Source organism: Natronorubrum aibiense (genome assembly GCF_009392895.1).
In the GTDB taxonomy this organism is placed as follows: domain Archaea; phylum Halobacteriota; class Halobacteria; order Halobacteriales; family Natrialbaceae; genus Natronorubrum; species Natronorubrum aibiense.
In genome coordinates this window covers 62,604-88,656 of sequence record NZ_CP045491.1, presented here as the reverse complement: position 1 = coordinate 88,656, position 26,053 = coordinate 62,604, and the positions used below count along the sequence as shown (strand labels likewise).

General features: G+C 59.8%; 25 protein-coding genes. 20 read left to right on the top strand and 5 right to left on the bottom strand.

Annotated elements, in window-relative coordinates; translation table 11 throughout:
- The first annotated feature begins 48 nt into the window (after positions 1–48).
- The 13 genes from GCU68_RS20565 to GCU68_RS20505 all read left to right on the top strand — a co-directional run bounded on the left by GCU68_RS20565 (position 49) and on the right by GCU68_RS20505 (position 12,075).
- Positions 49–234 (top strand): CbtB domain-containing protein, encoded by a 186-nt coding sequence (locus GCU68_RS20565; protein ID WP_152944515.1) that lies wholly within the window; start codon positions 49–51, stop codon positions 232–234.
- A complete protein-coding gene (locus GCU68_RS20560) occupies positions 234–980 on the top strand; it encodes a CbtA family protein (protein ID WP_152944514.1) in 747 nt (248 codons plus the stop codon). The genes GCU68_RS20565 and GCU68_RS20560 overlap by 1 nt, the downstream gene beginning before the upstream one ends.
- 3 nt (positions 981–983) lie before the next feature.
- Positions 984–1,322, top strand: coding sequence for a (2Fe-2S) ferredoxin domain-containing protein (locus GCU68_RS20555; RefSeq protein WP_152944513.1), 339 nt, complete (start codon positions 984–986; stop codon positions 1,320–1,322).
- Between the two features lie 98 nt (positions 1,323–1,420).
- Complete coding sequence (locus GCU68_RS20550) at positions 1,421–2,674, top strand: acyl-CoA dehydrogenase family protein (protein ID WP_152944512.1); 1,254 nt, start codon at positions 1,421–1,423, stop codon at positions 2,672–2,674.
- 37 nt (positions 2,675–2,711) lie between these two features.
- Positions 2,712–3,302, top strand: a complete 591-nt coding sequence (locus GCU68_RS20545; RefSeq protein ID WP_152944511.1) for a MaoC family dehydratase — start codon at positions 2,712–2,714, stop codon at positions 3,300–3,302.
- Between the two features lies 1 nt (position 3,303).
- Positions 3,304–4,482 carry a CaiB/BaiF CoA transferase family protein gene (locus tag GCU68_RS20540; protein ID WP_152944510.1) on the top strand — a complete coding sequence of 393 codons (1,179 nt, stop codon included), beginning with the start codon at positions 3,304–3,306 and terminating at the stop codon, positions 4,480–4,482.
- Positions 4,483–4,597: 115 nt separating this feature from the next.
- Positions 4,598–4,933, top strand: a complete 336-nt coding sequence (locus tag GCU68_RS20535; protein WP_152944509.1) for a hypothetical protein — start codon at positions 4,598–4,600, stop codon at positions 4,931–4,933.
- 733 nt (positions 4,934–5,666) lie between these two features.
- Positions 5,667–6,854: a thiolase family protein gene (locus GCU68_RS20530; protein ID WP_152944508.1), complete on the top strand. Its 1,188-nt coding sequence runs from the start codon at positions 5,667–5,669 to the stop codon at positions 6,852–6,854.
- Positions 6,855–6,917: 63 nt separating this feature from the next.
- Positions 6,918–8,276: an MmgE/PrpD family protein gene (locus tag GCU68_RS20525; RefSeq protein ID WP_152944507.1), complete on the top strand. Its 1,359-nt coding sequence runs from the start codon at positions 6,918–6,920 to the stop codon at positions 8,274–8,276.
- A 73-nt stretch (positions 8,277–8,349) separates the two neighbouring features.
- Positions 8,350–9,420, top strand: a complete 1,071-nt coding sequence (locus GCU68_RS20520) for a quinone-dependent dihydroorotate dehydrogenase (protein ID WP_152944506.1) — start codon at positions 8,350–8,352, stop codon at positions 9,418–9,420.
- Between the two features lie 647 nt (positions 9,421–10,067).
- Entirely contained in the window at positions 10,068–10,664 is a 597-nt protein-coding gene (locus GCU68_RS20515; RefSeq protein ID WP_152944505.1) for a DUF7344 domain-containing protein, read from the top strand.
- Positions 10,661–11,359: a signal peptidase I gene (locus GCU68_RS20510; RefSeq protein ID WP_227015152.1), complete on the top strand. Its 699-nt coding sequence runs from the start codon at positions 10,661–10,663 to the stop codon at positions 11,357–11,359. Before GCU68_RS20515 ends, GCU68_RS20510 begins: the two co-directional genes overlap by 4 nt.
- Positions 11,356–12,075: a hypothetical protein gene (locus GCU68_RS20505; protein WP_152944504.1), complete on the top strand. Its 720-nt coding sequence runs from the start codon at positions 11,356–11,358 to the stop codon at positions 12,073–12,075. The genes GCU68_RS20510 and GCU68_RS20505 overlap by 4 nt, the downstream gene beginning before the upstream one ends.
- A gap of 849 nt (positions 12,076–12,924) precedes the next feature.
- Here the strand turns inward: GCU68_RS20505 and GCU68_RS20500 are convergent.
- Together GCU68_RS20500 and allB are read right to left on the bottom strand one after the other, a co-directional pair.
- A complete protein-coding gene (locus tag GCU68_RS20500; protein WP_152944503.1) occupies positions 12,925–14,505 on the bottom strand; it encodes a hypothetical protein in 1,581 nt (526 codons plus the stop codon).
- A 318-nt stretch (positions 14,506–14,823) separates the two neighbouring features.
- Positions 14,824–16,197, bottom strand: coding sequence for an allantoinase AllB (gene allB, locus GCU68_RS20495; RefSeq protein WP_152944502.1), 1,374 nt, complete (start codon positions 16,195–16,197; stop codon positions 14,824–14,826).
- 184 nt (positions 16,198–16,381) lie between these two features.
- Between allB and GCU68_RS20490 the strand changes: the two genes are divergently transcribed.
- The 4 genes from GCU68_RS20490 to GCU68_RS20475 all read left to right on the top strand — a co-directional run bounded on the left by GCU68_RS20490 (position 16,382) and on the right by GCU68_RS20475 (position 20,958).
- Complete coding sequence (locus tag GCU68_RS20490; RefSeq protein ID WP_152944501.1) at positions 16,382–17,371, top strand: NAD-dependent epimerase/dehydratase family protein; 990 nt, start codon at positions 16,382–16,384, stop codon at positions 17,369–17,371.
- 189 nt (positions 17,372–17,560) lie between these two features.
- Positions 17,561–17,914, top strand: a complete 354-nt coding sequence (locus GCU68_RS20485; protein ID WP_152944500.1) for a hypothetical protein — start codon at positions 17,561–17,563, stop codon at positions 17,912–17,914.
- Positions 17,915–18,390: 476 nt separating this feature from the next.
- Complete coding sequence (locus GCU68_RS20480) at positions 18,391–18,867, top strand: helix-turn-helix transcriptional regulator (RefSeq protein WP_394352497.1); 477 nt, start codon at positions 18,391–18,393, stop codon at positions 18,865–18,867.
- A gap of 159 nt (positions 18,868–19,026) precedes the next feature.
- Positions 19,027–20,958, top strand: a complete 1,932-nt coding sequence (locus GCU68_RS20475) for a DUF7282 domain-containing protein (RefSeq protein ID WP_193565113.1) — start codon at positions 19,027–19,029, stop codon at positions 20,956–20,958.
- 179 nt (positions 20,959–21,137) lie between these two features.
- Here GCU68_RS20475 and GCU68_RS20470 read toward each other — a convergent pair whose 3' ends face one another.
- Positions 21,138–21,641 carry a DUF7344 domain-containing protein gene (locus GCU68_RS20470; RefSeq protein ID WP_152944498.1) on the bottom strand — a complete coding sequence of 168 codons (504 nt, stop codon included), beginning with the start codon at positions 21,639–21,641 and terminating at the stop codon, positions 21,138–21,140.
- 337 nt (positions 21,642–21,978) lie between these two features.
- Positions 21,979–22,140 (bottom strand): DUF7563 family protein, encoded by a 162-nt coding sequence (locus GCU68_RS21495; protein WP_168927130.1) that lies wholly within the window; start codon positions 22,138–22,140, stop codon positions 21,979–21,981.
- Between the two features lie 574 nt (positions 22,141–22,714).
- Between GCU68_RS21495 and GCU68_RS20465 the strand changes: the two genes are divergently transcribed.
- From GCU68_RS20465 to GCU68_RS20455, 3 genes are all read left to right on the top strand, one after another.
- On the top strand, positions 22,715–23,047 hold the full coding sequence (locus tag GCU68_RS20465; protein ID WP_152944497.1) for a winged helix-turn-helix domain-containing protein: 333 nt from the start codon (positions 22,715–22,717) through the stop codon (positions 23,045–23,047).
- A 229-nt stretch (positions 23,048–23,276) separates the two neighbouring features.
- Positions 23,277–23,552, top strand: a complete 276-nt coding sequence (locus tag GCU68_RS20460) for a PadR family transcriptional regulator (RefSeq protein WP_008159097.1) — start codon at positions 23,277–23,279, stop codon at positions 23,550–23,552.
- Positions 23,553–23,786: 234 nt separating this feature from the next.
- On the top strand, positions 23,787–24,782 hold the full coding sequence (locus GCU68_RS20455) for a DUF1616 domain-containing protein (RefSeq protein ID WP_152944496.1): 996 nt from the start codon (positions 23,787–23,789) through the stop codon (positions 24,780–24,782).
- A gap of 451 nt (positions 24,783–25,233) precedes the next feature.
- Here GCU68_RS20455 and GCU68_RS20450 read toward each other — a convergent pair whose 3' ends face one another.
- Positions 25,234–25,770, bottom strand: a complete 537-nt coding sequence (locus GCU68_RS20450; RefSeq protein ID WP_152944495.1) for a DUF7344 domain-containing protein — start codon at positions 25,768–25,770, stop codon at positions 25,234–25,236.
- Between the last annotated feature and the right edge of the window lie 283 nt (positions 25,771–26,053).

Sequence of the window (26,053 nt, the reverse complement as noted above, 5' to 3'; positions counted from 1 at the left end):
TGTACCACAACCTTTACAATCTGACTTTCAGTAGAGAAAGTCGAGTTTATGACGACGAACGAAACCGTCTCGACCCGAATCGAAACCGCACGCACTCAACTGACTGCGACACAGATTGCGGCTGGCCTGCTATTCGCCGCCGGAATCGCGTTTACGCTCGTGTTCTTACAGGAACCGCTCGCACACGACGCGATGCACAACTTCCGGCACGCCGCCGGCATCGCGTGTCACTGATGATCTACGACTATCTCCAACGTGGCGTTCTCGCGGGCGTCGTCGCTGGGCTCGCATATGGGGTCTACATGGCCGTCGTGGCGAACCCGCTCAGCGAGTACATCCACGACTCACAACAGCAACACGGCCACGGACATGATCACGGTCACGTTCACGAATCCTCACAGACGGTCTCGGAAGCGACGACAGCCATCGTGAGCGCCGGTAGTGGCGTTCTCTGGGCGATCTTCCTCGGCGGTCTCTTCGCCCTCGCGCTGTATCTCTTCGAGCCGGCACTTCCCGGCAGCGACGCTGTCAAGTCGTACATTCTTGCCGGCGCTGGCTATCTGACCGTGTCGGTGACGCCGTGGCTCGCTCTGCCACCTGCTGCACCGGGGGCCGAACAACTCTACGGCATCGAGACTCGGTTGGCGATCTACGTCGGGCTCGTCGCGCTCGGTGCGCTCGTCTCGGCGGCAGCGATCAGTGGGTACACGCAGATTGCCCCGCGACATCGCGCACTCGGGGTACTTGCCGGCGCGATTCCGATCGTCTCGATCGTGATCGTCGTTCCGCTGGTCAGTCCGTCTATTGTAACCCATCCGGACCTCCCCGTCGCGCTCTACTCGACGTATCAGGCGCTGGCTGCGCTGAGCCAGGCAGCGATCTGGCTGTTGCTCGCAGCGACGTTCAACGGACTTCGACGACGTGCGAGACCGGCTGCCGAGACTGACGACTCGAGCGACCCCCTCCTGGCGAGTCCATAACAGATGAAACGCCGAACCGATCAACAACGGTCGCGACTCGAGGCACAGGTGTTCGTCTGTACGACCGACCGCGACGGTGAGTACGCCTGTTGTGCCGATGCTGGCGGAACAGAAACTGTGGCGGCGATCAAGTCGTGGCTCCGCGAGCGCAATGCGTTCTGGTCGCCGATTTCGGTGACGGAGACGCAGTGTCTGGGGCTCTGCAGCGAGGGCGGGACCGCGATTGCGATCCAACCGCGAAACGAGTGGTACTCCGACGTCCAACCCGAGGACGTTCCGGACCTCCTCGAGTCCGAGTTCGGTCCAAACGCCGACCGCGTCGGTGACGAGTACGAGCGGTGAGCCCCACGGCTACACTCGGGTCGAATGGCCGTGCGTGAGTACGGAAATCGATAGCCGGCGACGCAACGCTTTTGTTCTGACCTGACGACCACTACCCGATGGCCCGACTCCTGCGTGATGCGGTTGCACTCACCGAGAGCCAACAGCTCGTTCGCTCGAGTATCGGTGAGATCTGTTCGGATTTCGACCACGAGTACTGGCGTCGACGCGCTGCCGACGGAGAGTACCCACACGAGTTCGTCGACGCGCTCGCGGACCACGGCTGGATGGGGATTCTCGTCCCCGAACAGTACGGCGGGGCCGGAATGGGGACCCAAGAAACCGTCGTCATGATGGAGGAAATCGCTGCCAACGGCGGCGGCTTCAGCGCCGCACAGGCCGTCCACGGCGGTGTCTACAACTCCGTTCCGATCGTCGAGTACGCCAGCGAGGAACTGAAGGCGGATCTCCTCCCGCACGTCGCAAACGGTGAGCGGTCGATTCAGGCCTTCGGGCTGACGGAGCCAAACGCCGGCTCGAATTCGACGGCGATCGAGACGCGTGCCGAAAAGAGCGAGGCGCGACGCGCCTCGGCACGGAGCGACGCAGCCGCGGAGAACGACGGCGACGAGTACGTCATCAACGGCCAGAAGATCTGGACGTCTCGCGTCGACGTCTCGGATTACGTCGTCGTCGTTGCTCGGACGACGCCGCGGGCCGAGGTCGAGAAACGGACCCACGGCATCTCGATGTTCCTCGTTGACCTCGAGGACGCCCACGAACAGGGCGCACTCGAGATGGAGCCGATCCCCAAATCGGCCAGCGAGTTCGTCCACTCGTTCGAACTCTGGTTCGACGACCTCCGCGTGCCCGCGGAAAATCTCATTGGCGTCGAAGGTGAGGGCTTTTACCAGGTGCTCGACGGGCTGAACGAGGAACGACTCGTCATTGCCGCCGAGTGTATTGGGCTCGGGCGACTGGCACTCGAGCGAGCGGTCGAGTACGCCACCGACCGCAAGGTCTTCGACCGTGCCATCGGCTCGAATCAGGCGATCCAGCATCCGCTGGCGGAAGCCTACGCTCGCCTGCAGGCCGCAAAACAGCTGACCTACAACGCTGCGGATCGTGCGGCCTCGGACGAAGACGTCGACTTGGGTGCGTACGCGAACGCAGCAAAGTTCCTCGCTGCGGACGCGGCCTACGAAGCGGCCGATGCGGCGGTCCAGACTCACGGCGGATTCGGCGTCGCGCGGGAGTACGACGTCGAACGCTACTTCCGAGAAGCCCGCCTGACGCGGCTGGTGCCGATCACTCAGCAGCTGGCGTTGAACTATCTCGGCGAGAACGTGCTCGGACTCCCGCGCTCGTACTGACTCGTCACTAACTGCTCTCAGAACCACACCACGAACCATGTCCGATACAGACGACACCACCGATACAGACGCTACTGACGACGAATCGACCGAAAAGCAACTCGTCTCCGGCTGGCACGGCCGCTACTACGAGGACTTCGAGGTTGGCGATATCTACAAACATCCGTTCGGGCGCACCGTCACCGAGACGGACAACGTCTGGATGACGAACGTCACGATGAATCTCAATCCGATGCACTTCAACGAGGCCTACGCGGCCGAAACAGAGTTCGGCGAACGGCTCGTCGACGGGACGTTCGTCATCGCGCTCGCAGTCGGAATGAGCGTCATCGACATCTCGGTCAACGCCACGGCCAACCTCGGCTACGACGATATCCGCCACCACAATCCCGTCTTCCACGGCGATACGATCTTCGCCGAAAGCGAGGTCCTGCACAAACGCGAACTCGAGTCCCGCGACCACGTCGGGATCGTCGAAACCGAACTCCGAGCGTACAACCAACACGGCGACCTCGTACTCTCACTCGAGCGAACCCCGATGGTTCTCAAACGCAGCCACGCCGAGCCCTCGGCGGCGGAGCCCCCGGGCTGGCCTGAGGGCATCGGGACGCAGCCGGAGGAACTCTAGCGTGCTCGCACTCGAGGATATCACGGTCGTTAGTCTCGAGAGCGGGATTAGCGCGCCGCTGTGTACGCGGCTGCTCGGCGATTTCGGTGCCGAAGTCATCAAGATCGAACGCCCCGGCGTCGGCGACGTCAATCGCCACTGGGATTCGGTCGTCGATGGGGATTCCTCGGCGCACGTCTGGGTCGACCGCAACAAGCTGAGTGTCGAGTTGAACCTCAAGAGCGACGAGGGAACCGAAATCTTCTACGAACTCGTCGACGAGGCCGACGTTGTCGTCCAGAACTACTCGCCGGGCGTCGTCGACCGTCTCGGGGTCGGCTACGAGGACGTTCGCGAGATCACCGAGGACGTGATCTATCTGAACATTTCCGGCTACGGTCGGGACGGGCCCTACAGCGACCGCAAGGCCTACGATATGGTCATGCAGGGCGAAACCGGACTGATCCTGATGAACGGCTCACCGGACGCTCCGGCCAAGATCCCGCTGAGCGTCTGTGACATCAACGCCGCGACCTACGGGACGATCTCGACGCTGCTCGCGCTCTTCCACCGCGAACGCACCGGCGAGGGCCAGGAACTCGACGTCACGATGTTCGGCGGGATGCTCTCGTGGCTCGGCTACTTCCCACAGAAGTACTGGCACAACGACGAGCTTCCGGAGCGAATCGGCATGCGCCATCATCTGCTGACGCCCTACGGCCCCCACGAGACGGCCGACGACCGATACATCAACTTCGCGATCCTCAGCGAGGCCCACTGGGAACTGCTCTGTGACGCCGTCCTCGAGCGATCCGACCTGCTCGATGACGAGCGATTCGCGACCAACGAAGCCCGTGTCGAAAACCGCGATGTCCTCGAGCCAACGATCGAGTCGCTCATTGCCGACCAGCCTCGGGACTACTGGGCTGACCGGCTCGACGAGGCCGGCATTCCGTGGGGCGACGTCAATCAGCTCGACGACGTCCTCGAGCATCCACAGACCGAGCATCTCGGGCTGATCAAAGACCTCGAGACCGACGACGGGTCGCTCCCGTACGTCGACACCCCGATCGATTCGGATACGCTCGAGTTCGCAGCTGACCCGATGCCCGACCTCGGAGAGGATACGGACGACGTGTTGGCAGCGCTTGGCTACTCGAGTGCGGAGATCGAGCAGTTGCGGGCCGACGATGTGATCTGAGCGTTGTGGTAGCTGGACTGCATAACTTGAGACATCCCTGATTTTCAATAAAAAACAACACCTAGTTCCTGGGACTGATCTACCGGATCCAGAATACGACCGAGCCAGCTATGCCGTGGTGATCCTACCAGAAGACGCATCGCCACAACTCTATGTGGAAAGTGAAACAGCACCCCTGCTAGACAATCTTGAGAGACTATTGAAAGCTAGTCAAGAGTCTCTACAAGAGGACACGGACACCTCGACAGCAACTGACCAAGATCAGCAGACGGCTGATGATACTCCCGAGTTGGACCCTGATGGAGATGGTGTTGCTGTCTTCGTCGATCAGTTCCTCGTTGCCGATACCGAGGGATCGGTCCCGAAGAAAGATCTCTATCAGGTCTATGTGGCGTGGGCAGAGAGACTGACCTCGACTACACCAACGATGTTTGGTTTGGACGAAAACTGAGTGACCGTCTCGAGATCGGTGGCGACCGACGTCGGAAAGATGGTGAACGTATCACTTCTCATACTGGAATTGAACTGACCGACGCTGGTTCTCGTCTCCTTGTGGAGGTAAATCACTCAGAATGATGACTGATGTGTCTACGTTTCAGGATCCGCTCGTGTCCAGGGTATTTCCGAATCAGAATTCCCCCAGAAAACCGTCTTTGACACGCTATCCTTCCAGTTTGGATCGAGTTGTCCAGGGTAAATCTCGGTTCAGGATATATGCTCGTCTCGGTGTCCAGGGTAAAAATCGCAAGATTGCGTTTCTGTCCAGGGTAAAAGAGGGTCAAAAACCAACTAGTATAGAGAGGGTTGCCGCCGCAAACAGTGGCGAAGCAGGGTGGGGGAGCTATTGGAATTCTATCGTGCCGCTGATAATGTGCTGGCAGCACAGTAGCACGGCGCTACGGCGGTGTTGGAATATATAAAAAATATCCAGACAAATTTGATCGACACGAGCGGTATTCCTGAGACTCTACAGGAGTCCGACCAGTGGATCTACTGGCGTGTCAAGGACCGTGATGGGAAGGCAAGGAAGGTCCCAGTTGTCCCCGGGACTGGCGAGTATGCCTCAGCAACTGACTCCAAGACATGGCGACCGTTCGATGAGGAACTCGAGACTCGAGCACCCCATCTCCAACCGAGTATGTCCTTGGAACAACATTAATGCGGACTCGCGTTGACGGCCCACCATGTCCGACACTGAACCCGGCAGCGACATCGTCCTCGTCGACGGTGCGCGCACGCCACACGGAACGCTACTCGGCTCGCTCGCGGACGTCGAGGCCGTCGAGCTCGGTTGTACGGCCATCGATGGCGTGCTCGAGCGCGTCGCGATCGACGGCGCGGACGTCGACTGGGTGAGCCTCGGCAACGCAATTCAGGCCGGGATCGGACAGGTGCCTGGACGGCAGGCCGTCATCGAGTCGGGTCTGCCGAACGAGACCCAGGCGACGACGGTCAACGAAGCCTCCGGCTCCGGGCTACGTGCGATTACACTCGCAGCGGACCGGATTGCAGCCGGTCGCGCAGATTTCGCGATCGCTGGCGGGTTCGAGTCCATGTCGAACGCCCCGTGGATTCTTCCCGACTACCGGACGGGGCGACGCCACGGCGACGTCCAACTCAAAGATTCGATGATCCTGGACTCGCTGTGGGACGTCAACCTCGACATTCATATGGGCGAGATCACCGAACGACTGGTCGACCGCGAGGATGTCTCTCGAGAAGCACAGGACGAGTACGCCATGAAAAGCCACCAACTGGCGGCCGATGCGATCGAATCCGGCGCGTTCGACGACGAGATCGTCCCCGTCGAGACGCGCTCGGGCAGCGTCGAGCGGGACGAAGGCCCGCGACCCGACTCGACGCTGTCGGATCTGGCCGACCTGCCGACGTCGTTTCGCGAGGACGGCACTATCACGCCCGGAAACGCGTCGAAGCTCAGCGATGGTGCGGGCGGGGTGTTGCTGGCCGACGGCGAGACGGCCGCCGACCGCGGCCTCGAGCCGATGGCGACGCTCGTCGACTACGACCTCGTCTACCGCAATCCGGACGAGTTCAACGAAGCCGTCGGTGACGTCGTCGCCGAACTGCTCGAGCAAAACGACCTTACGGTCGACGATATCGACGCGTTCTGGATCAACGAGGCGTTCGCCGCCCAGTCAGTGTACGTCATGGACCGCCTCGAGATCCCACGCGAGACGATGAATCCTTGCGGTGGTGCGATCGCCTTCGGCCATCCGATCGGTGCCTCGGGGGGGATGCTCACTGCCAGCATCGGTTATCAGCTGCGAGACGATCCCGACGTTTCACGCGGACTCGTCGGTATGAGCGTCGGCGGCGGCGGTGCGATCATGGCGCTGTTCGAGGAGCGCTGAGTTCGTCCGACGGTTTCGCGTCCCGTCCGACAGTATATACCGATGCGGGCAGATAGGACGAGCATGACCGATGCAGACACGGGACGGGCTGGCACTGAACTCGCGACGTTCGTCACGTCGCTGTCGGCCGACGATATTCCCGAGGAGGCGCTTCGGCTCGCCGAACGGGCGATTCTGGACACTGTCGGGGTGACGCTCGCGGGGGCGGCCGCCGACGCCGGCGAGACGGCCGTAACGGCGGTTCGTGACGGTACCGGTGAGACGACGCTGCTCGGACGAAACGAAACGCGTCCGCTCTCGGATGCCGTCTTCATCAACGGGACCGCTGGCCACGCGCTCGATTTCGACGACGTCGCACTCGCAGCGATGGACGGCCACCCGAGCGTGCCGATGGTCGCACCGCTGCTTGCCGTTGGTGAACGGGAGAATGCGTCGGGACTGGACATCCTGACGGCCTTCGTCGCTGGCTTCGAGACCCAGTGTTACCTTTCAAGACCGATCAGTCCCGGCCACTACGAAGGCGGGTGGCACGCGACGTCGACGATGGGCGTCTTTGGCGCTGCTGCGGCCGTGGCGACACTACTCGAGCTACCACGGGCGCGCGTCGAACACGCACTCGGGATCGCTGCCTCGATGCCGGCCGGCCTTAAACGCAACTTCGGCTCGACGACGAAACCGATCCACGCGGGTCAGGCGGCACGGTCCGGGATGACTGCGGCGCTGCTCGCCGCCGAGGGCGCAACCGCGGACCCAACGGCGATCGACGGCGAGCGCGGCTTCTTCGATTCCTATTGCGGCGATGGACGACCGGATCTCGAGCGGCTCCCCGAGTTGGGAACGCGATGGTCGCTGCTCGAGGACGGTATCGACGTGAAAAAGTACCCCTGTTGTTACTACACCCACGCTGCAATCTACGCTGCAAGCGAGCTCGCGGACACCCATGGACTCAAGGCCGAGGTGATCGACGAGGTGACTGTGACGGCCTCACAGGGTGCGGCCGACGCGCTCGCCCACGACGATCCGTCGACGGGACTCGAGGCGAAGTTTTCGATGCCGTATCTCATCGCGAGTGCCATTGCTCGCGAGCGCGTCGATCTCGCTGCGTTCGACGACGAGCGTATCGACGATCGGGCGGTCCAGTCCGTTCGCGAACGGGTGTCACTGACTGTCGACGACGAGTTGCCCTACGACTCGAACGCCGCCGCCGTGGAGATCGCGACGCGCTCGGGTGAGCGCTACGAGCAGTTCCAGGCGCAGCCGCCGGGAACGCACGATGACCCGCTTTCCGACGACGAACTCCACGAGAAGTTCCGGCTGTGTGCCGAGCATGCACCCGACGCTGTCGATATCGACGGCGCGTGTGCCGACCTCGATGCGCTCCGCACGCTCTCAGACGTGAGTCGCCTCCTCGAGAAACTGTAACCCACTCGTCTGGATGCCCCAGTCGTTCGACAGCTTCGAGACGTTTACCTAGCCGCCGGTCCGAATACTGCCAATGACGCTCTATTCGCGGGTTCGGCCGCTCGCGTTCAAACTTCCAGCCGAGACGGCCCACAACCTCGGAAAGCGGACGCTCCGGGTAGCTCAGTCGACGTGGCCGACACGAAAAGCGCTCTCGGCTGCGTATCAGTACGATCATCCCGCACTCGAGGTCGAACTGTTCGACACCACGTTTCCGAACCCGATCGGAATCGCCGCTGGCTTCGACAAGAACGCCGAGGTGACCCACGCGCTCGAGGCACTCGGCTTCGGCTTCGTCGAAATCGGCACCGTCACGCCCTACCCACAACCGGGCAACGACCGGCCCCGGCTGTTTCGCCTGCGTGAGGACGAAGCCATGGTCAACCGGATGGGATTTAACGGGCAGGGGATGGAACGCGTGAAATCGCGACTCGAGACCGACGGCACGCCCAGATTCCCGCTTGGGGTGAATATCGGGAAGATGAACTCCTCGAGCGAGTCGGAAGCGATCGAAGACTATCGGCGGGTGTTCGACCGTCTGTCACCGTTTGCCGACTACGTCGTCGTCAACGTCTCCTGTCCGAACACGCCCGAGGAGTTCGACGAGGGCTCGCCCGAGCATCTTCGCGCGATCTTCGAGATGCTCGAGGCCGAAAACGACGCCGACAAACCCATTCTGGTGAAGATCGGCCCCGACTCACCCGACGACTCGATTCTGGATCTCGTGGATATCGTCCGGGAGTTCGACCTCGACGGGATCGTCGCGACGAACACCTCGACGAGCCGTGAGGGCCTCGAGTCCCCGAACCGGGAGGAGTGGGGCGGCCTCAGCGGGAAACCGGTCGAGGATCGATCCACTGCGGTCATCCGAACGATCGCCGAGTACACCGACGGCGACGTGCCGATCATCGGCGTCGGCGGCGTCGATTCGGCTGGGGCGGCGTACGAAAAGATCCGCGCCGGCGCATCGCTGGTCGAACTCTACACCGGGTTCGTCTATCAGGGTCCCTCGACGGCGAAACGGATCAATCAGGGACTCGTGGCGCTGCTCGATCGGGATGGCTTTGCCTCGATCGAAGACGCGGTGGGCGCAGACCTCGAATAGTCATCAGACACGATGTGACCGTGTCGGCCGGTCTGTGCCGTTAGCCGCCGGATTCGGGGCCGTCGCTCGCATCGTCGAGGCCGTGCAGTTCCGCTGGGTCGACGGTTCTATCGGTGCGTTCCGTCCGAATTTCTCGAGGTGTTGAATCCTCTCGCCGGGGTTCGACGACGGGACCGGAGTCGCTGGGGATTGACCCTCTCACTCATCTATAATTTTACGAAATTCGGTTGTATCGGGGGTGAATATAATCCCATCGGCGACTTCACGAACTGAGAACTGCCACCAGTCTACCTGTGGGATTCTGGTTGCGACCTCGCAACGTCTAATCCGTCGGATCTGAGTACCGGTGACGCGCTTTCGACGATGGGTGGTGTCACGCTGCCACGTCGATTCGCTGTTGAATGTATCGTTCATAGTGACAGTAATGGTCTCGAAACCGTCTTTAACCGTGATCAAACGCGATTACGTCACAGTAGCTGACGTTCTATCTCGCCCATAACTATCCATAGTTGACGTGATGGCCGCAATATGGGCAGAAATGTGCGATCGATCCGGTGTATCTGTACAGCCACTGCAACCGCCGTCTATTCGCGCTGGAGGGTGTCTATTCCGGCAACGAATGCGCTTGTTTCATGTTCGGGGCGATGATGTCAACGAGCGTTTCACGAGCGGACACTGCGTCGACAGCCCGCACACCGGCGCTGTCTCAAGACGTCGCCTTCGAACTGTTGAGTTGTCGACGACGCCGGTACGTCTTACACTACCTCAAACAGACCGACGGTGTTGCCACCCTCCGTGAACTCGTCTCACACGTCGCTGCCTGGGAGAACGGCATTTCCACAGCGGAGGTCACCTACGAGCAGCGAACGCGTGTCTACACCGCGTTACGGCAGTCACACCTGCCGAAACTGGACGATGGCGGTGTCGTCTCGTTCGACGCCGGCCGTGGGATCGTCGCCCTCACCGACGCTGCATCGGAACTCGAGGTGTATCTCGACGTCGTTCCACACGACGACATCCCGTGGAGCAAGTACTACGTCGGACTGGGCGTCCTCTGTACCGGGTTCGTCGTAGGAATGTGGGCTGGACTCCTCCCGTTTTCGCTGATTCCACCACTGGCCGGGACATCTCTGGTGACGGCGTTGTTTACCCTCTCAGCCGTGGTCCACGTCCGCCACGACAGTCGGATGCGACTCGGGACGAGTGGCGAACCGCCGAACGAAATCGGAGGTGAGGGAGCATGAACGTGCCCTCGAGCGTGAAAACCGGGCTCACTGTCCTCCTCGGCGGCGGCCTGTTGATCCTGCTGTTGCTCGTGGGGATAATCGCCGTTCCGGGGCTCGTCGGTGGCGACGATACATACATCGTCACATCCGGGAGCATGAGCCCGACGATCGAGTCGGGTGACGTCATCGTTACGCAGGACGTCTCACCGGACGAGATCGAGACTGGTGATGTCGTCACCTTCCACGATGGGAGCAGCGATGATTCGGGCTATGTCACGCACAGAGTCGTCGACGTCGTCGAGGAAGACGGCGAACGGTACTTCGAGCTAAAAGGTGATGCCAACGACAACCCGGACGAGGGACTCGTCCCGGCCGAGTACGCACAGGGCGAACTCCACTGGCATATTCCGTATCTGGGCCACTTGCTCCTGTTCGCTCGCTCGAGTCTCGGCCTGTTCGTTCTCGTGATCGGGCCGGGACTTGCACTCGTCGCATCGGGCAGTTGGCAGTTGCTTCGGGAGTTCGGCTACGTTGACGACGGTGAAGCGCTGCTCGAGTCCATCCTCGATCCAGACGGTCCAACGGACGACGGTGGACAGCCCGAACTCGAGGGGACGACGAACGAGACGCCAGCGCTGGAGCCCGCCGCTGACGAGACGGCTGGGCACGCCCCAGCACTCGACGACGGTACCGATTCGGAGGCGGAACGATGATGGGGAAACACGGTGTCGCGTTCCTCGTCGGGATCGCGATTCTCGGACTGCTCGTGACGGCGGTCACGTTCACACCCACGATAGCACTCTTCAGCGATGCGAGTACGTTCGAGGACAACTCCGTCAGCGCCGCCGAGGAGTGGGACCGCGTCTCCGTCACCGCTGACGCCCCGGCCAACGTCACCCGTAACGAGACGGCGACGCTCGAGGTCACCGTCGAGAACGACGGTCATGGGCCGATCTGGACCGAGTACGAGGTGGTCGTCGACAACGAGACCGTCGAAACGGAGTCGGGCGTCCTCGAGGGCGGTGAGACGTGGACTACGAGCCACGAGTTCGACACCACGACGGCGGACGACATCGACTGGGAAGTCACTGCCAACGGTGACAGCGAGAACGGAACGCTATCCGTTCTTGAGGATTCTGCTGGGACAGCTGGGGTGACTACCGCAAGCACCGACGAGACGAGCGACTCGAGTAGCGAGGACGAGACAGACGACGGTGGTGGGAACGAGACGAACGATGGCAATGAAGACGAGACCAGCGATTCTGACGGCGAAGATGGGACAGATGACGGCAGTGAAAATGAGACCAGCGATTCCAGCAGCGAAGATGGGACGGACGACGAGGCCGACGAGACGAACGACACAGGTACCGACGATGAGAGCAGCGACACCAGCAGTGACGCGGATGAGATCGACGCTGACAGTGAGTGAAGCTGTTGTTCGCAATACCTAAGTTTTTCTTCGTCTCCACGACGGCTTTCCGTTGTGCTGTTTCGACAAGCCCAGTGAGAAGCGCTCTCAGTTTCGTTGCTCGAATCCGGCCTTCCGTAGTGTGCCAGCAAGAACAAAACGCAGCGACGAATACGACGGACTGTATGATGAACGCGCCGGACGTATCGTACAACGAACGGAACCGGCGGCACGAACGCGATCGCGAGTGAGAGAACCGTGACGAGGTGATGGAGCCGAACGGCACCACTGCTGTTCCACGCCAATTCTGCAGGAGGCACGCACTGAAGATAGTAACTGAACGTCGATGCATACCGCATCGCACGACAACTGTGCGATGCATGTATCACTCCCTTTAACTGTTAATATAGTATCACTTAGTGTCACCGGAATCATCAACGCCGGTGTGGCGGTCGCGAACCGGAAACCGTCCGTGATGGCCGATCGATTCGTCGACCGGTGGCAGCCGGGCATGCCGTCCGTCTATCCTCCAATTGCCATGGAGACGAACACGAACGCGCGGGAGCGGCGCGAGTTTGAGCGACGACGGTCTCTCACGTCTTCCGTCGAATGAGTAAGAACGTGATACCGTCTCTGGTACTGCGTGCTGACTGTCCGTGCGTGTCGCTCTCGGGTTGGCCTGTTCTGTATAGGCAGCACATTCGATCCGCTCTCAGCCTGATGTACTGGTGACAAGAGACAGCTTCTCAGGGAATCTATCCGTCCCTGTCATCCTCGAGACCAATACAATAGTACACGCGTGCGCAAAAATACTGTCGTCGGCTCCTCGTCGACGTGAGTTAGAGGGGACTCGAGACGAGGGTTCGACCGCTACTCGTCTTTCTGTCCTTCGACGCCGATCGGACTCTCTCGCATTCCAGTGCCATCGTTGTGGCGGCACTGTTCGGTGTAGAAGCCGATGTCGAATTCCACGGAGTCAGTCTGGATCTCGTTGGCATGGTCGACCGGCAGCCACCACGAAAAGCCCACGTATTGGGTCGTGGAGTTTTCGTAGCACTCTCGGCCACCGTCACCATTGGGTTGCTCTCGCAGGTCGACGCAGAACTTGACGTTGCTGATGTCTTGTTCGCTGGGCGTCGTGAACATTCCCTCGTCGCCGCTACTGCCGTCGCTGTCGGCGTCGTAACTGTAGATATTTGCGCTCCCCGCGCTCGGTTGCCCACCTTTGACAATGACTTTGGAGACGCAGAATCCGTCCTCGTCGTCGAGTTCGCCGTCGGGCGTCGCGTCGGTTTCCCAGGACGTGATCGTACCCGTATCCGATGTCGTGATCTGGATGTCGCCGTACGGCGTCGTGTACGTCTCGGTCCCCTCGTCCGGAAGGTCTTCGGATTCGACTCTGAGTGCCTCAACGAGACCGAAGTCCGAGCAGAACGGGTTCACCCGTTGGCGATTTGTCCCGTCTGAGAACACGTCTTGACTGTTCTCCACACTGTCGTAGGGCTCTTCGGGACAGATTCCTGGCGTGAGGATACCACCATTCCCGGTGCTGTCCATTTCAGGTCCGATCGGAATCCCGAGCCCGTCGTTGGAATTTTCCAGAAGCGCGAGCGCTTCCCGTAGCGTAAGCGGTTCGGGGAAGAGCAGTGGCTCCTCGTCTTGATAGATATTATCACCCGGTTCAGCATCGCCTTCGTCGGAGTTGTCCAGCCAGAACTGGACCAGGATTTCGTCGAGGAGTTCGACGACGCCTTCCATTTCGTCGGGATCTTTCTCCTCGGGCTCCGTGAGCCCATTCTCTGCGGCGTCCCGTAGCTTTCCGGTCAACCAGACGTAGCCGGGGTTATCACACAGGTGAAAACTGAGCGTCAACTCGCCGAAGTCACCAGGCTTGACGTCGCTGATGTTGATCAGTGGGTCGCCGGGATTGGTTGTCTGTGGGTTCGGTTCGCCGCCGATCGTGTTGTTCGTCCGCCAGCTTGACTCGAGGACGTTGGGGATGTCGGCCGCTACATTACAGAAGTAGTTGTCGGAGTCCGGATTAGTCCACCCACTCGGGAGATCCTGTATTCCGTCGTTGTTCGTGTCCGGGAACGCCTCGATGGCCGTGTTCATCATGAACTGGTCGACGTCGCTCTCGTGGACCCAGAGGAGATACTCCTCAGCCTGCGTCGGGAAGCCGACGTAGCTGTCGTCGCTGGGGTCTTCCATCGTGATGTCCAACTCGCCGTCGTCACCATCATCGAGCTCGTCGTCACTCCAGTCGCTGTAGTGTTCCTGCCAGTCGACTTTAAGATCGAGTGCGCCTGCAACGAGCCTGTTGTCTTTGAACGTCTCCTTGTCACTGAAGAACGCACCTGTACCTGCGCCCACGAGTGCCCCACCGACACCGATGGTACCGAGTCCTGCGAGCACGTTACGCCTCGAGATCGAATTCATTTCGTCTGTCATGGTTGTCATCCCCCACTACGGAGCCGGATCACCGCGACACGATATCTCGCCGCGGCGAGCCGTCGGCACTGCCGACGACGCCCGGCTCCGAGTGAGTCATCTCAATCGACCGGATGAAGGGGTGTATATATACACAGCCATGCGAACCGCTAGAGAGAGTCTCGAGGAACTCGACAAACAGTAGTCAACTCGTTACAGATTTCCTGACTGTTCTCGAGCGTGTCAACGACGGGCTACCGATGCCGAACGCGACCGCTCGAGTACCGTCACTACTCGCCATACCCATCGAAGACAGCGGCTGAAAACGGTTCAGTTCAGTTATACGTCGTCTACGTCGACTCGAGTCCCGTATCCCGACTCGCCGACCACGTCTCCATCTTCGTACACTACCTCGCCACGGACGACGGTGGACACCGCCTTTCCGGTGAACGATTCGCCGACGAACGGCGTCACGCAGTTTTTCGAGTGGAGGTCGTCGCTGTCCTCGAGCGTCCACTCGAGGTCGGGATCGACGATCGTGAAGTCGGCGTCGGTGCCGACCTGCAGCGAGCCCTTCTTGGGGTACAGCCCCCAGATCTGGGCGGGACGGGTCGAGTGGCGACGGACCCACTCCTCGAGGGTGAGTCGGCCCTCATTGACGAAGGTGAGCAGCGCCGGCACTTCGGTCTCGAGGCCGACGAAGCCCGAGATCGCGTCCCAGGTGTTGCCGAAGGGGTCGTCGACTTTCTTTTCCTCGGGGGTGTGGGGTGCGTGGTCGGTCGCGATGCTGTCGATCGCGCCCTCGTCGATGCCGACTTCCCAGAGTGTTGCCTGCTCTTCAGCGTCTCGGATCGGGGGCTGGATCCGCGCTGGATTCCCTTTTTCGCGCATGACGTCCTCGGTAAACCACAGATAGTGGGGGCAAGTTTCGGCGGTGACGTCGATACCGCGGTCCTTCCCGCGAGCGACGGCTTCGGCAGCCGAGCCCGAGGAGACGTGGAACATGTGGATCTTGGCACCGGTTTCCTCGGCGAAGGTGAGCATCCGCTCGACGGCTTCTTGCTCGGCGATGACGGGTCGCGAGTGGGAGTGATCGATTGGGTCGTTCTTCCCGGCCGCTTTGAACTGTTCGGTGTAGTGGTCGATGATCTCGCCATTTTCTTCGTGGAAGCCGAGGCGTTTGCCCGTCTTTCGGATTTTTTCCATCGCCTCGAGGATCTCGCCGTCGTTCGGCGGCGGGACGTCCCCGACTGTCGAGCCAAGAAAGATCTTGTAGCCGATCGCACCAGCCTCGTCTAACTCCGGAATCAGCGCTATGTTTTCGGACGTAACGACGACGTAGCTCTGGAAGTCGACGTGGGCCGACGCCTCCCCGCGGTCGAACTTCAATTCGAGGTGTTCCGGCCGATCGATCACCGGATCGGTGTTGGGCATCCCGACGACAGTCGTCACGCCGCCGGCGGCTGCTGCGCGCGTGGCCGACTCCCAGTCCTCTTTGTACTCGAGTCCCGGTTCGCGGTTGTGGATGTGGCCGTCGACGATGCCAGGGACCAGGACTTTCCCCTCGCCGTCGAGGACGCGATCCGCGTCGGGCAGCCGATCGCTTTTCCCGACGGCGACGATGGTTCCGTCCTCGACGGCGACGCCCGCATCGGGCGTTCGCCCGGCGGGGGTGACGACGGTGCAGTTGCGTACGACGAGGTCGACACTCATTGCCGGGAGTTGCCAACCGTCGTGCATAATACCTTCTGTTGTCCGATAGCACGGTAGTCGGCCTCATCGCGCCAGTTCCGTCGCCTGCCTCACGGCAGTAGCCCGTACATACTCGCGCTAGGAACGCAGTATCTCCGCGGTACGAGTGCTATACTAAACGGTGGCGAGGTGGTGGCTCGAGGCAATGGACTCGCAAGCGATCTGCGATAAGACGGTACTCGTGACCGGTGGGGCGGGCTTTATTGGCAGTCACCTCGCTGACGCGCTGGCGCCACACAACGAGGTCCGCGTTCTCGATAATTTCTCGTCGGGTGACCGTTCGAACGTACCCGATAACGTGACCGTCGTCGAGGGGGACGTTCGCGATCCGATCGCCCTCCAGGAGGCAGCCCGTGGGGTCGATATCATTTTTCATCACGCTGCGGTCGTCAGCGTTTCCCAAAGCGTCGATGCCCCTCGTGCGAGTAACGAAACGAACCTCGATGCGAGTTTGCTCGTCTTAGAACAGGCCCGACAAGAAGATGCACGAGTCGTCGTGGCCTCGAGTGCAGCGGTCTACGGTCATCCGTCGGAGCTGCCAGTTCCGGAGACGGCGGCGACCGACCCGACGTCACCGTACGGCGTCCAGAAACTCGCACTCGATCAGTACGCCCGGCTCTACGAGGAGCTGTACGACCTGCCGACGGTCGCCTTGCGGTATTTCAATGCCTACGGGCCGCGCCAACAAGGGCCCTACAGCGGCGTCATCTCGACGTTTCTCGAGCAAGCGCGCGCGGGCGAACCGATCACCGTTGAGGGCGATGGCGAGCAGACGCGGGACTTCGTTCACGTGAGCGATATCGTTCGAGCGAATCTGCGGGCAGCGACGACTGACGCCGTCGGCAACGCGTACAACGTCGGAACTGGAACCAGAACGTCGATCAACGAGTTGGCGACGATCATCCGCGATGCAACTGAGTCGTCCTCTCCCATCGTCCACCGGGAGTCTCGACAGGGCGACATTCGACACAGCGGCGCGGATATCTCGAGAACGAAGCGAACGCTCGGTTTCGATCCGCGAATCAGCCTCGAGTGTGGTATCCGATCGCTCGTCGAGGGGACGCGACTGTCTCCGATACACGACGATGCAGGGTCCCTTCTCGATCCGGTAGGCGAGGGGCGCTCTGCTCACTGACATGGTCGTATCCGCTTTGGAGGTATTTCGTCGGTTACTGCCGAGCAGAGTTCTCTGGGGGCCGACGGAATTGTGTCTGTGTCGTACTCGGATACATTCATGAAAACTTACGTTACAGGCTTGCAGTACACCGTTTCCGTGAGTGTAGGTGAAAGATAACTAACGGTAGGCACAGCCTCAACGTGACATATGATCGATAACCTCGTCGTCTTCGCCGTGAGCTTGCTGATCGGTGCCGTCGGAATTTATGCCGGAGCCAAGGTCATCGTCGACGCTGAAAACTACACGTACGCCATCGTCACGGCCCTTCTCGGTGCGATCGTTTGGAGTATCGTCGGGTTCTTTCTCGGCTGGATCCCGCTGCTCGGTCCGCTGCTCGTCTTCGTTGCCTACCTCGCCGTAATCCACGCTCGATATCCCGGCGGCTGGGTCGATGCCGCTGCAATCACGATCGTGGCGTGGCTCTCGGTGCTCGTCGTTCTCTACGTCCTCGCACTTCTCGGCGCAACTGGATTTGACGCCGTCGGCGTGCCGGGCGTGTAAACCCAGCTGAGCTGAGTTCGGCCAGCGGAACTGAATCTCGGCCGAATCGAACGTTCATCTTCTTCGTTACTGTGTGGACCTCCTCGCCCACCGAGTAGTCACTGCTCTAGAATACTCACTGAAATACGCTCTTACCGACTGAATCGAAGAGAATCCGCGCTAGTCGTGTCGAACGTCCGACTGCGTTTATTCATATACCCAGCATACGTCGTTTCGAAGTCACACTGACCCGTCATTGGTGCCGAAGCGTTCGCGCAACCACCACAGCCACGATGATGACGGTCAGTGAGCGAACCGGTGCGGTCGATTCAAAACGGGGATCAAACTGAGTGACACATCAATTATGTCGAATTATAGATACTCACCAATAAATGATCGATAAAAAACACTTTCATGTGTGATGTTGACCGTACAGAGCAGTGTGAGTACAACCGACCTAGCACATCTCCATGAGTAGTCACGCACGAGTTTCCGACATGGCAGCCACTGTCACCGACATCGCGAGCGGGAGTGGTGGTATCCGTACGGGGAACAGCCTCGAGGCAGTCGTCAGTTTTGGCAGCCACATGTATCCAATTCAACTCGAATGGAGTCCACACCTCGCAGCTCTCGTTGGTATTCTGGTACTCATTCTTCTTGGAGGTGTGTTGACCGCACGGAACCGGTTTGCCGACCACAACGCATTCGTTGCTCAACCGACGCCGCACACGGAGGAGTTCCTGACCGATCGGGAGAAGATCCAACAGCTCGTTCGTGAAAACGGCGGTCGAATGAAACAGTCGAAGATCGTCGACTCGGTTGATTGGTCGAAAGCTAAAGTCAGCCGACTGCTCGCTGAACTCGAGGATGACGGTCGAATCACGAAGCTTCGTCTCGGGCGCGAGAATCTCGTTTGTTTGCCGGGGCATGAACCAACGGCCTCCCAGACGCCCGAACAACCGAAGAGTGAGTAACGAGACAGCAACCGCCATCTGTCAACAACTGTTGCTTTCCTGTCGGGGAATGAACGACTGAGACAGGACTCGAGACCGTAGTATTTGGTTACGAGACGAAAGCATTGTGTCAGTTTATGCGGTGAACTCACGATTAGCCAGTGCCTTCACGGCATAGACATGACTGCACGCAATCAGCTACTCGTGGTACTTACCGCGCTGATGCTCGTGTGCTCGAGCGGGGCGATGGTCGCCGGTGCGACACCGGCTGCGACCGTCGACGAGGACACAGCTGACAGCGAGGGCGAGTACGACGAACCGAACGATGAGGCGGACACCGCTCCGGACGACCAACCGGACGAGGACGGGGCGGTTGACGACGGGGAGCAAGCGAACGATACAGCTCCCGATGATGAAGAGCAACCGAACGAAACCGCTCCTGTCGACGACGAGGACGCAGAACAGGACGCCTACGTGACGTTCTCCGATCAGACGACTGACGGCGAGGCCGTCGTCGTCGACGAGGTCACGATGGCAAGCGGCGGATTCGTCACGATCCACGATAGTAACCTGCTCGTTGACGATGCGGTCGGGAGTGTTATCGGCACCTCCGAATATCTCGAGCCAGGCACTCACGAGAACGTCGAAGTGACGCTCGATGAGCCGCTCGAGGAAGACGAGACGCTGATCGCGATGCCACATCGCGATACGAACCACAACGAGAAGTACGACTTCGTCGAGACGGAGGGCGCAGAAGACGGCCCGTACCTGACGGCTGACGGCGAACCGGTGACTGACGAAGCGGTCGTCACTGTCGGCGACGCTTCGGAGTCCGCTGCGAACGGACAAGCGGAACCTGCTCAAGAACCGGTCGGTAACGAGTCGGTTGACGAAGAAGCGGCTGACGAACCGGTGGATAACGAGTCGGTTGACGAAGAAGCGGCCGACGAACCGGTGGATAACGAGTCGGTTGACGAAGAAGCGGCCGACGAATCGGTGGATAACGAGTCGGTTGACGAAGAAGCGGCTGACGAACCGGTCGATGACGAATCTGCCGAAGCGCCAGTTGATGAAGAACCAACCGAGGAACCGGTTGACGAAGGGCCTGAAGCTGCAGATGACGTGATCGATGTCGTCATCGAACAGATGACTGTCTACGTCTACGTCGGTGATCTCCCGGACGATATGTCGGTCGATAACGGCGAGTCCGATGTCGGTACCACCGATGATGCCGCTGATAGCGACTCCGGCTTAGACGAGAGTGATGACATGGCTGACGACACTGACAACGAGTCCAGTGTCGACGAGAGCGATGACGTGACTGAAAACGACACCGATAGCGAGACTGGTGTCGACGAGAGCGATGACGTGACTGAAAACGACACCGATAGCGAGACTGGTGTCGACGAGAGCGATGACGTGACTGAAAACGACACCGATAGCGAGACTGGTGTCGACGAGAGCGATGACGTGACTGAAAACGACACCGATAGCGAGACTGGTGTCGACGAGAGTGATGACATGGCCGACGACGATGCCATGCATGAAGAGACCGTCACTCTCGAGAACGTCGAACTCAATATCGTCATCAACGAGCTAACGATCATCCCGGTCGATGACCCACAGGACGTGGGAATGGAAGGCGACCACGGTGACGAAACTGACGGCCTCGACGACGACTCCACTATGGACGACTCCACTGTGGATGACGCCAGCGAGAACGACTCCACTGTGGATGACACCAGTGAGAACGACTCCACTGTGGATGACACCAGTGAGAACGACTCCACTGTGGACGACGCCAGCGAAGACGAATCGACCGGTGACGATTCGATGGCTGTGAACGGTGAAATGACGGACGCGATCGCCGAAGACGGCGAAATCGTCATCGAAGAAGTCACCGTGTACGTGTTCATCGAAAACATCGACGAAGTCCTTCAAGACTTCATGGAGTCGGCTGACACGGAGTCCGACGATACCGCAGAGCAACCGGTTGACGCGGAATCCGAAGACACTGACGACACTGACGACACCGAAGCGACTACCGAATCCGAAGACACCGAAAACGCCACGGATGCCGAGCCGGTAATCGGCGCTGCTGGCGCACGCTAATCGGTCCTTTCGGACCAGTCCAACGGACAGGCGGCTTTTTTCGCGACTCGAGCGACTCGAGAGCGTGTTTCACGACTGAGACGACTGTTGCTCAGACGGTTCCCGTGCGCCACTGCCGTGGGATCACAGGACGGATCGTCCTCGATTGCGAGCTCACGGCAGCCTGTCGCAAGCGGTGGTCAGCCCAGTAGCTGATAGAGACTGCTCGCGGCAACGACGAGTAACACGAGTACACTCGAGAGGACGGGATCGATGGCCGACAGCAGGGGGATGCCTAATCCAGCGAGGGCAATCACTGCGAGCCCGAGCACACAGAGGGCTAAGTGTAGTTTGAGAATCGACGATTGCCGTTCCTGGTGGCCGTCGATATACTGCAAGACGTCGGCAAAGTGGGGTCCCGGTTGAATCGTCTTTGCATCGGAGTCGTACTCGATCACGGCGTCTTCTTGGAGTTGGGGGAGATGTGTCTGCTGTAAGGAGACGTAGACACTTTTGTAGAGATTGTTCGGAACGGGGGTAGTGTCGGCTTCGCTGGCGGCGATTTCGGAGGCGACATCTGAGACGTCGACCTGTCCGGCTTCGTCTGCGAGTAACTGGACGATCGACCGACGTCTGTCGTTACCGAGGATGTGAAACACCTCACTTTCAGCGAGTGACTCGGTACGATTAGTTTGAACAGACATCGATCAAGAAGAGCGAAAGTCATTGAGGGATAGTCCACCAGCTACCATGTACAATCGGGTTTCGCACACCACTAACTTTAACTTTTGCAGGCTAACCCCTAGCCATTAGCCCGCCGCTGAACAAATCGACGTGAGCTGTACGGGGTAGGTGAGGGATACAACTGGCAGAACCGGCTGCCGATTATTCGACTGCCGCGAGGTGCCTTCGAAGCGGTCGACTGCTCGCAGTGTGTGATGCAAGTCTTCTCGAGTCCGCTGTGGGTAGGCTACTCGGCGTCGGATGGCCGTGAAAAACAATCGCAACGACAATCGTCAGTGACTGTCAGGACGTTCGCGCTCACTTGCCCGGCAGGTGACCGCCGGACTGCATTTCGCGATAGGTCGTACAGGCTGGACATCCATGAACGATATCGCCGTTGTCGCCGAACACACGGGCGAACTGCTGGGTGACGTGCGTGCCGCAGTTTTGACAGCGTGCGCCTGCCGTCGACGATTCCATGGGCTTCCAATCGTGTTGTGTGGATTTCATGGTTGGTGGGGGTGGTACGCGGACACGGTGTGGCGAGCGCCTCTCAGCGGCGATCGCGATCGATCACCGTCGACGCTGCCACACCCATCCGAGCATCGTCCTACCGAGGGGGGCAAACGAGAATAAAGGACGTAGACTGTTTACTCAGCAGCGTGGTATGGGAACCGCGAAATACGTAGTTTCCGTCCAGCAGGTGCGACAGTGGCGCTGTAGCGACAGTGAACGCTGTTTCAACACCATCGCTACTGCGTCGAATTTAGCTGTATTGGCTTGTATTTGGGGCTCAAATTCAATATTGCCTCCTATGCAACGGCACGAAAGCAGGCATTTCCAGATAGAAATCTGTAGTTTCGCAGAAGAACGATCTTATTTCTCTGGATAAGGTACATCGTTATAAAATACCACTATCGCTTACCGATCGTTGTGCTGGAACGTACTGGTGGTGCCCAAAATCGGGATGGACCGTCTTTCGAGTTGATCTATCCCGGCCCCTCTCGTCGGAGAGCGACTACCACCACGCGGTCACAAACAGGAAACTACGACAATGTCCATGCAAACAAGTAACACGCGATCGGAATCAACCCCTGATGCAGCCGCTCAGCTCGACGTGCTCGGAGACGAATGTGCACGAACGATTCTGGTTGCTACGAGTGATGGACCAAAGACGGCAAAAGAACTGACGAAGCGAACGGATAGTTCGTCGGCAACGGTCTATCGGCGGATCAATAATCTCCTCGAGAGCGAACTGCTGGCGGAGTGTGTTCGCTTCGACGATGATGGCTCACATACCACGGCGTACGAGGCGACGATCGAGACGCTTCAGGTCCAGATCGGCGCAGAGGGAATCGACGTCTCGGTCTCCCAGACCGACGAGTAACGCCATCGTCCGATTGCCGGTGGAGACTGGCCGCGTACACGATGATGGCCAGTACGACACAACTTGTACCGACACGGACACGTTCATCGCTGCTAACGTGCCACTACGAGAGAGGGTCGCCGGAACGATCAGTTTAGTTCGTGGAACATATTTTGAAAGGAGTTCTAACACTGTTGTATGGTACGGATAACAAATATCTACTCACTGGAATGGTCACTGTGATTGAGCAATGCACGATCTGACCGGCTTCCAACGCGACCTCCTGTATGTGATCGCAGGGGCTGATCAACCGTCAGGACAGACCGTCAAAGACGAGGTCGAAAAGTACTACAGTTCGGAAATCAACCACGGTCGGCTGTATCCGAATCTCGATACGCTCGTGAATAAGGAGCTCGTCGAGAAAGGACAGCTCGACAGACGAACGAACTACTACGCGATCACGGATGCCGGTCGAGAGCGAATCGACGAACGGCGCGAGTGGGAAGAACAGTACGTCGATTTCTAGGCGGGAACTGATCCGATCGAACCGGGGACAGCCGCATCGTCAGTCACGGGTTCGTCGATGATGTGGTCGCGTTGGGTGCAGTCGCGACCGCAGACACGTGTTCTTCGACTCGAGGAGATGTAATACGGCCATAACAAAGCACGAGAGAGTATACTGTGCCAATGATTCGAGAATGACTTTCGTGTCGCTAGTAGTTAGATCGACGACTGACCAGCAATCTCTGGTATCCAAGCGATGAGCCACGGAACGAGTACACTGACTCGGTTCGGGGCCGTCCGGAACTATCCGGCCGACCTCGCGGCCGTGTCGATCGGCGCAGCCGTGGCCTATGCGATCGTCACGTCGTTTCAGGAGGGCAGCGGATTGCGCCTGTTGGTAACCTTCCCGCTCGCTCTCTTTTTGCCCGGCTATGCGCTGGTTTCGGTGCTGTTTCCGGCAACAGCGCGGAACGTCCAAGATGCGACATCGACCTCGGTCGACACGCGACCTCGAGGCATCGATGTCGTCGAACGACTCGGGCTGTCAGTTGCGCTCTCGCTGACGATCGTGCCGATCGTCGCCCTCGTACTGCCGGTTACGCAGTTGGGATTCACCACCGTCTCGACTGCTGCAACGCTTGCACTCGTCACAATCGTGTTGGCTCAGATGGGTGTCGTTCGTCGACTCCGAACCCCGGAGACGGAGCGATTCACCGTCTCTCCTGTCGCGTCGCTCACGCGACTCCGCGGTGATGAGACCGGCATAACCCTCTCGTCGGCCGTGCTCGTCCTCGCGGTCGGGCTGGCGGTCGGGGCATTGCTCGTCGGCTTTCTCGCTCCGGTGTCGACGGGCGGGTTCACTGAACTGGCGCTGTACGGTGAAAACGAGGACGGCGAACTGGTCGCCGGCGAGGTCGACTCGGCGATCGAACCGGGAGAATCGGTTCCGATGACCGTCTCGGTCGACAACCAGGAAGGCGAAGAAACCGAGTACACGGTCGTCGTCCAGCAACAACGGATCGAGGACGGGGAGATCGTCGAGCGAACGCAACTCGAGGAGTTTGGGACGACACTCGCCGATAACACGACGGAGACCAGCGACGTGAACGTCACGCCGACGCTGGAGGACGGAGAATCCGTTCGCATCAGTGTCTTGTTGTACCAGGGAGACCCACCAGCTGAGCCGACGAACGAAAATGCCGAAGAAGATACGTTCGTCTGGGTGACGACCGAGGAATCGACCGACGAGTGACGCGTCGGTGCGACACGAGGCCGAGTGTCGAGCCGACTGTCGAGTAACACGTTCTTGTGCGGTGGTGATACTGCCGGACAAAACGATTCACGAATCGATCGCGTCTCACGGCTCGTCGCCTCCAGCGACGACCGTTCGCGTTCGATCGGGCGTTTACTGGCTGTTTGTCTGGCAGTATGAGTAGCGGAGACGGACCTCCGTGATCCTCTGTCCCGTTGTAGCGATCTTCAACCCGGATTGACGCGCCGTCGTTGTCGTTCGTCGCCAACGCGAGGCCCCACAGCTCTGTTCACGTTCGCTCGAGGTCGACACTCACGGCGAGAGATAGTCGCTCGGAGCGGGTGTCGCAGTTCGGTCTGCTGGATGCGAACCGATCTGGAAACGTGATAGGGATGGTACGTCGGATCGGCAGCGACCGGCGAGCGGTGACGGTGAAAACTCGAGCCGGTCGTTAGCGGCTCGCAAAGGACAGCGGGGAGTCGAATCTGGGTCGTCGCGAGACGTGCTGTGCGACCGAGACGGCCAGGACGAGCAGACACAGCGCCAGCGCGATCGCCGGCGCGGCGGCCGTCGTCAGCGGGCCGACCGAGAGCCACGACAACACGAGCGCGAGGAGCCCGAGTGACGTGACCGTCATGTAGAGTCGGTGCCACGGACGGTCGTCCTCGAGTCGGTGATCGAGATATGGTTCGAAGACGTCGTCGCCGGGAAGCAGTTCGATGGCGTGGTCGTCTGGATCCCAATCGACGATGCCGTGTTCCTCGAGCATCGGGAGGTGGGTCTGGTACAGCGAAATATAGACTCGCCGGCGCTGTGTGCGCGTGACCTCGTCGGGGTCGGTCTCGTTCTCCCAGGCAGCGACTTGCTCGACGAGCGGGGCCAGGTCGGCTACCCCACCTCGCTGTTTGAGATACTGGACCGTTCGTCGTCTTCGAGCGTTACTGAATACGTCGAACAGTTCGGCTTGTGTCAGTTCGTGTTCAGGCATAAGCGTCCTCGCGTTCCCGAATCGGCTCCCGTTCCCGATTATCGGGTGTATTCGGATACCTCACGTCACCGAATGCCAGACTGTATCACTTTACTATCGCTCGGCTACCCGATCGAAAGGAGATTGTACCAGTTGGCGTTCATGACTGACGTCTAGTCGACTATTTCTCGGCGAATAACTGCTTGGACCATCCGAACGCGGGTGTGAGACGCCGTTTCACCGCTGTTTTCGTTTTCCGGGGTCGCTGGCGGTGTAGTTTCCGACTACAGATGCGTCAGGACAG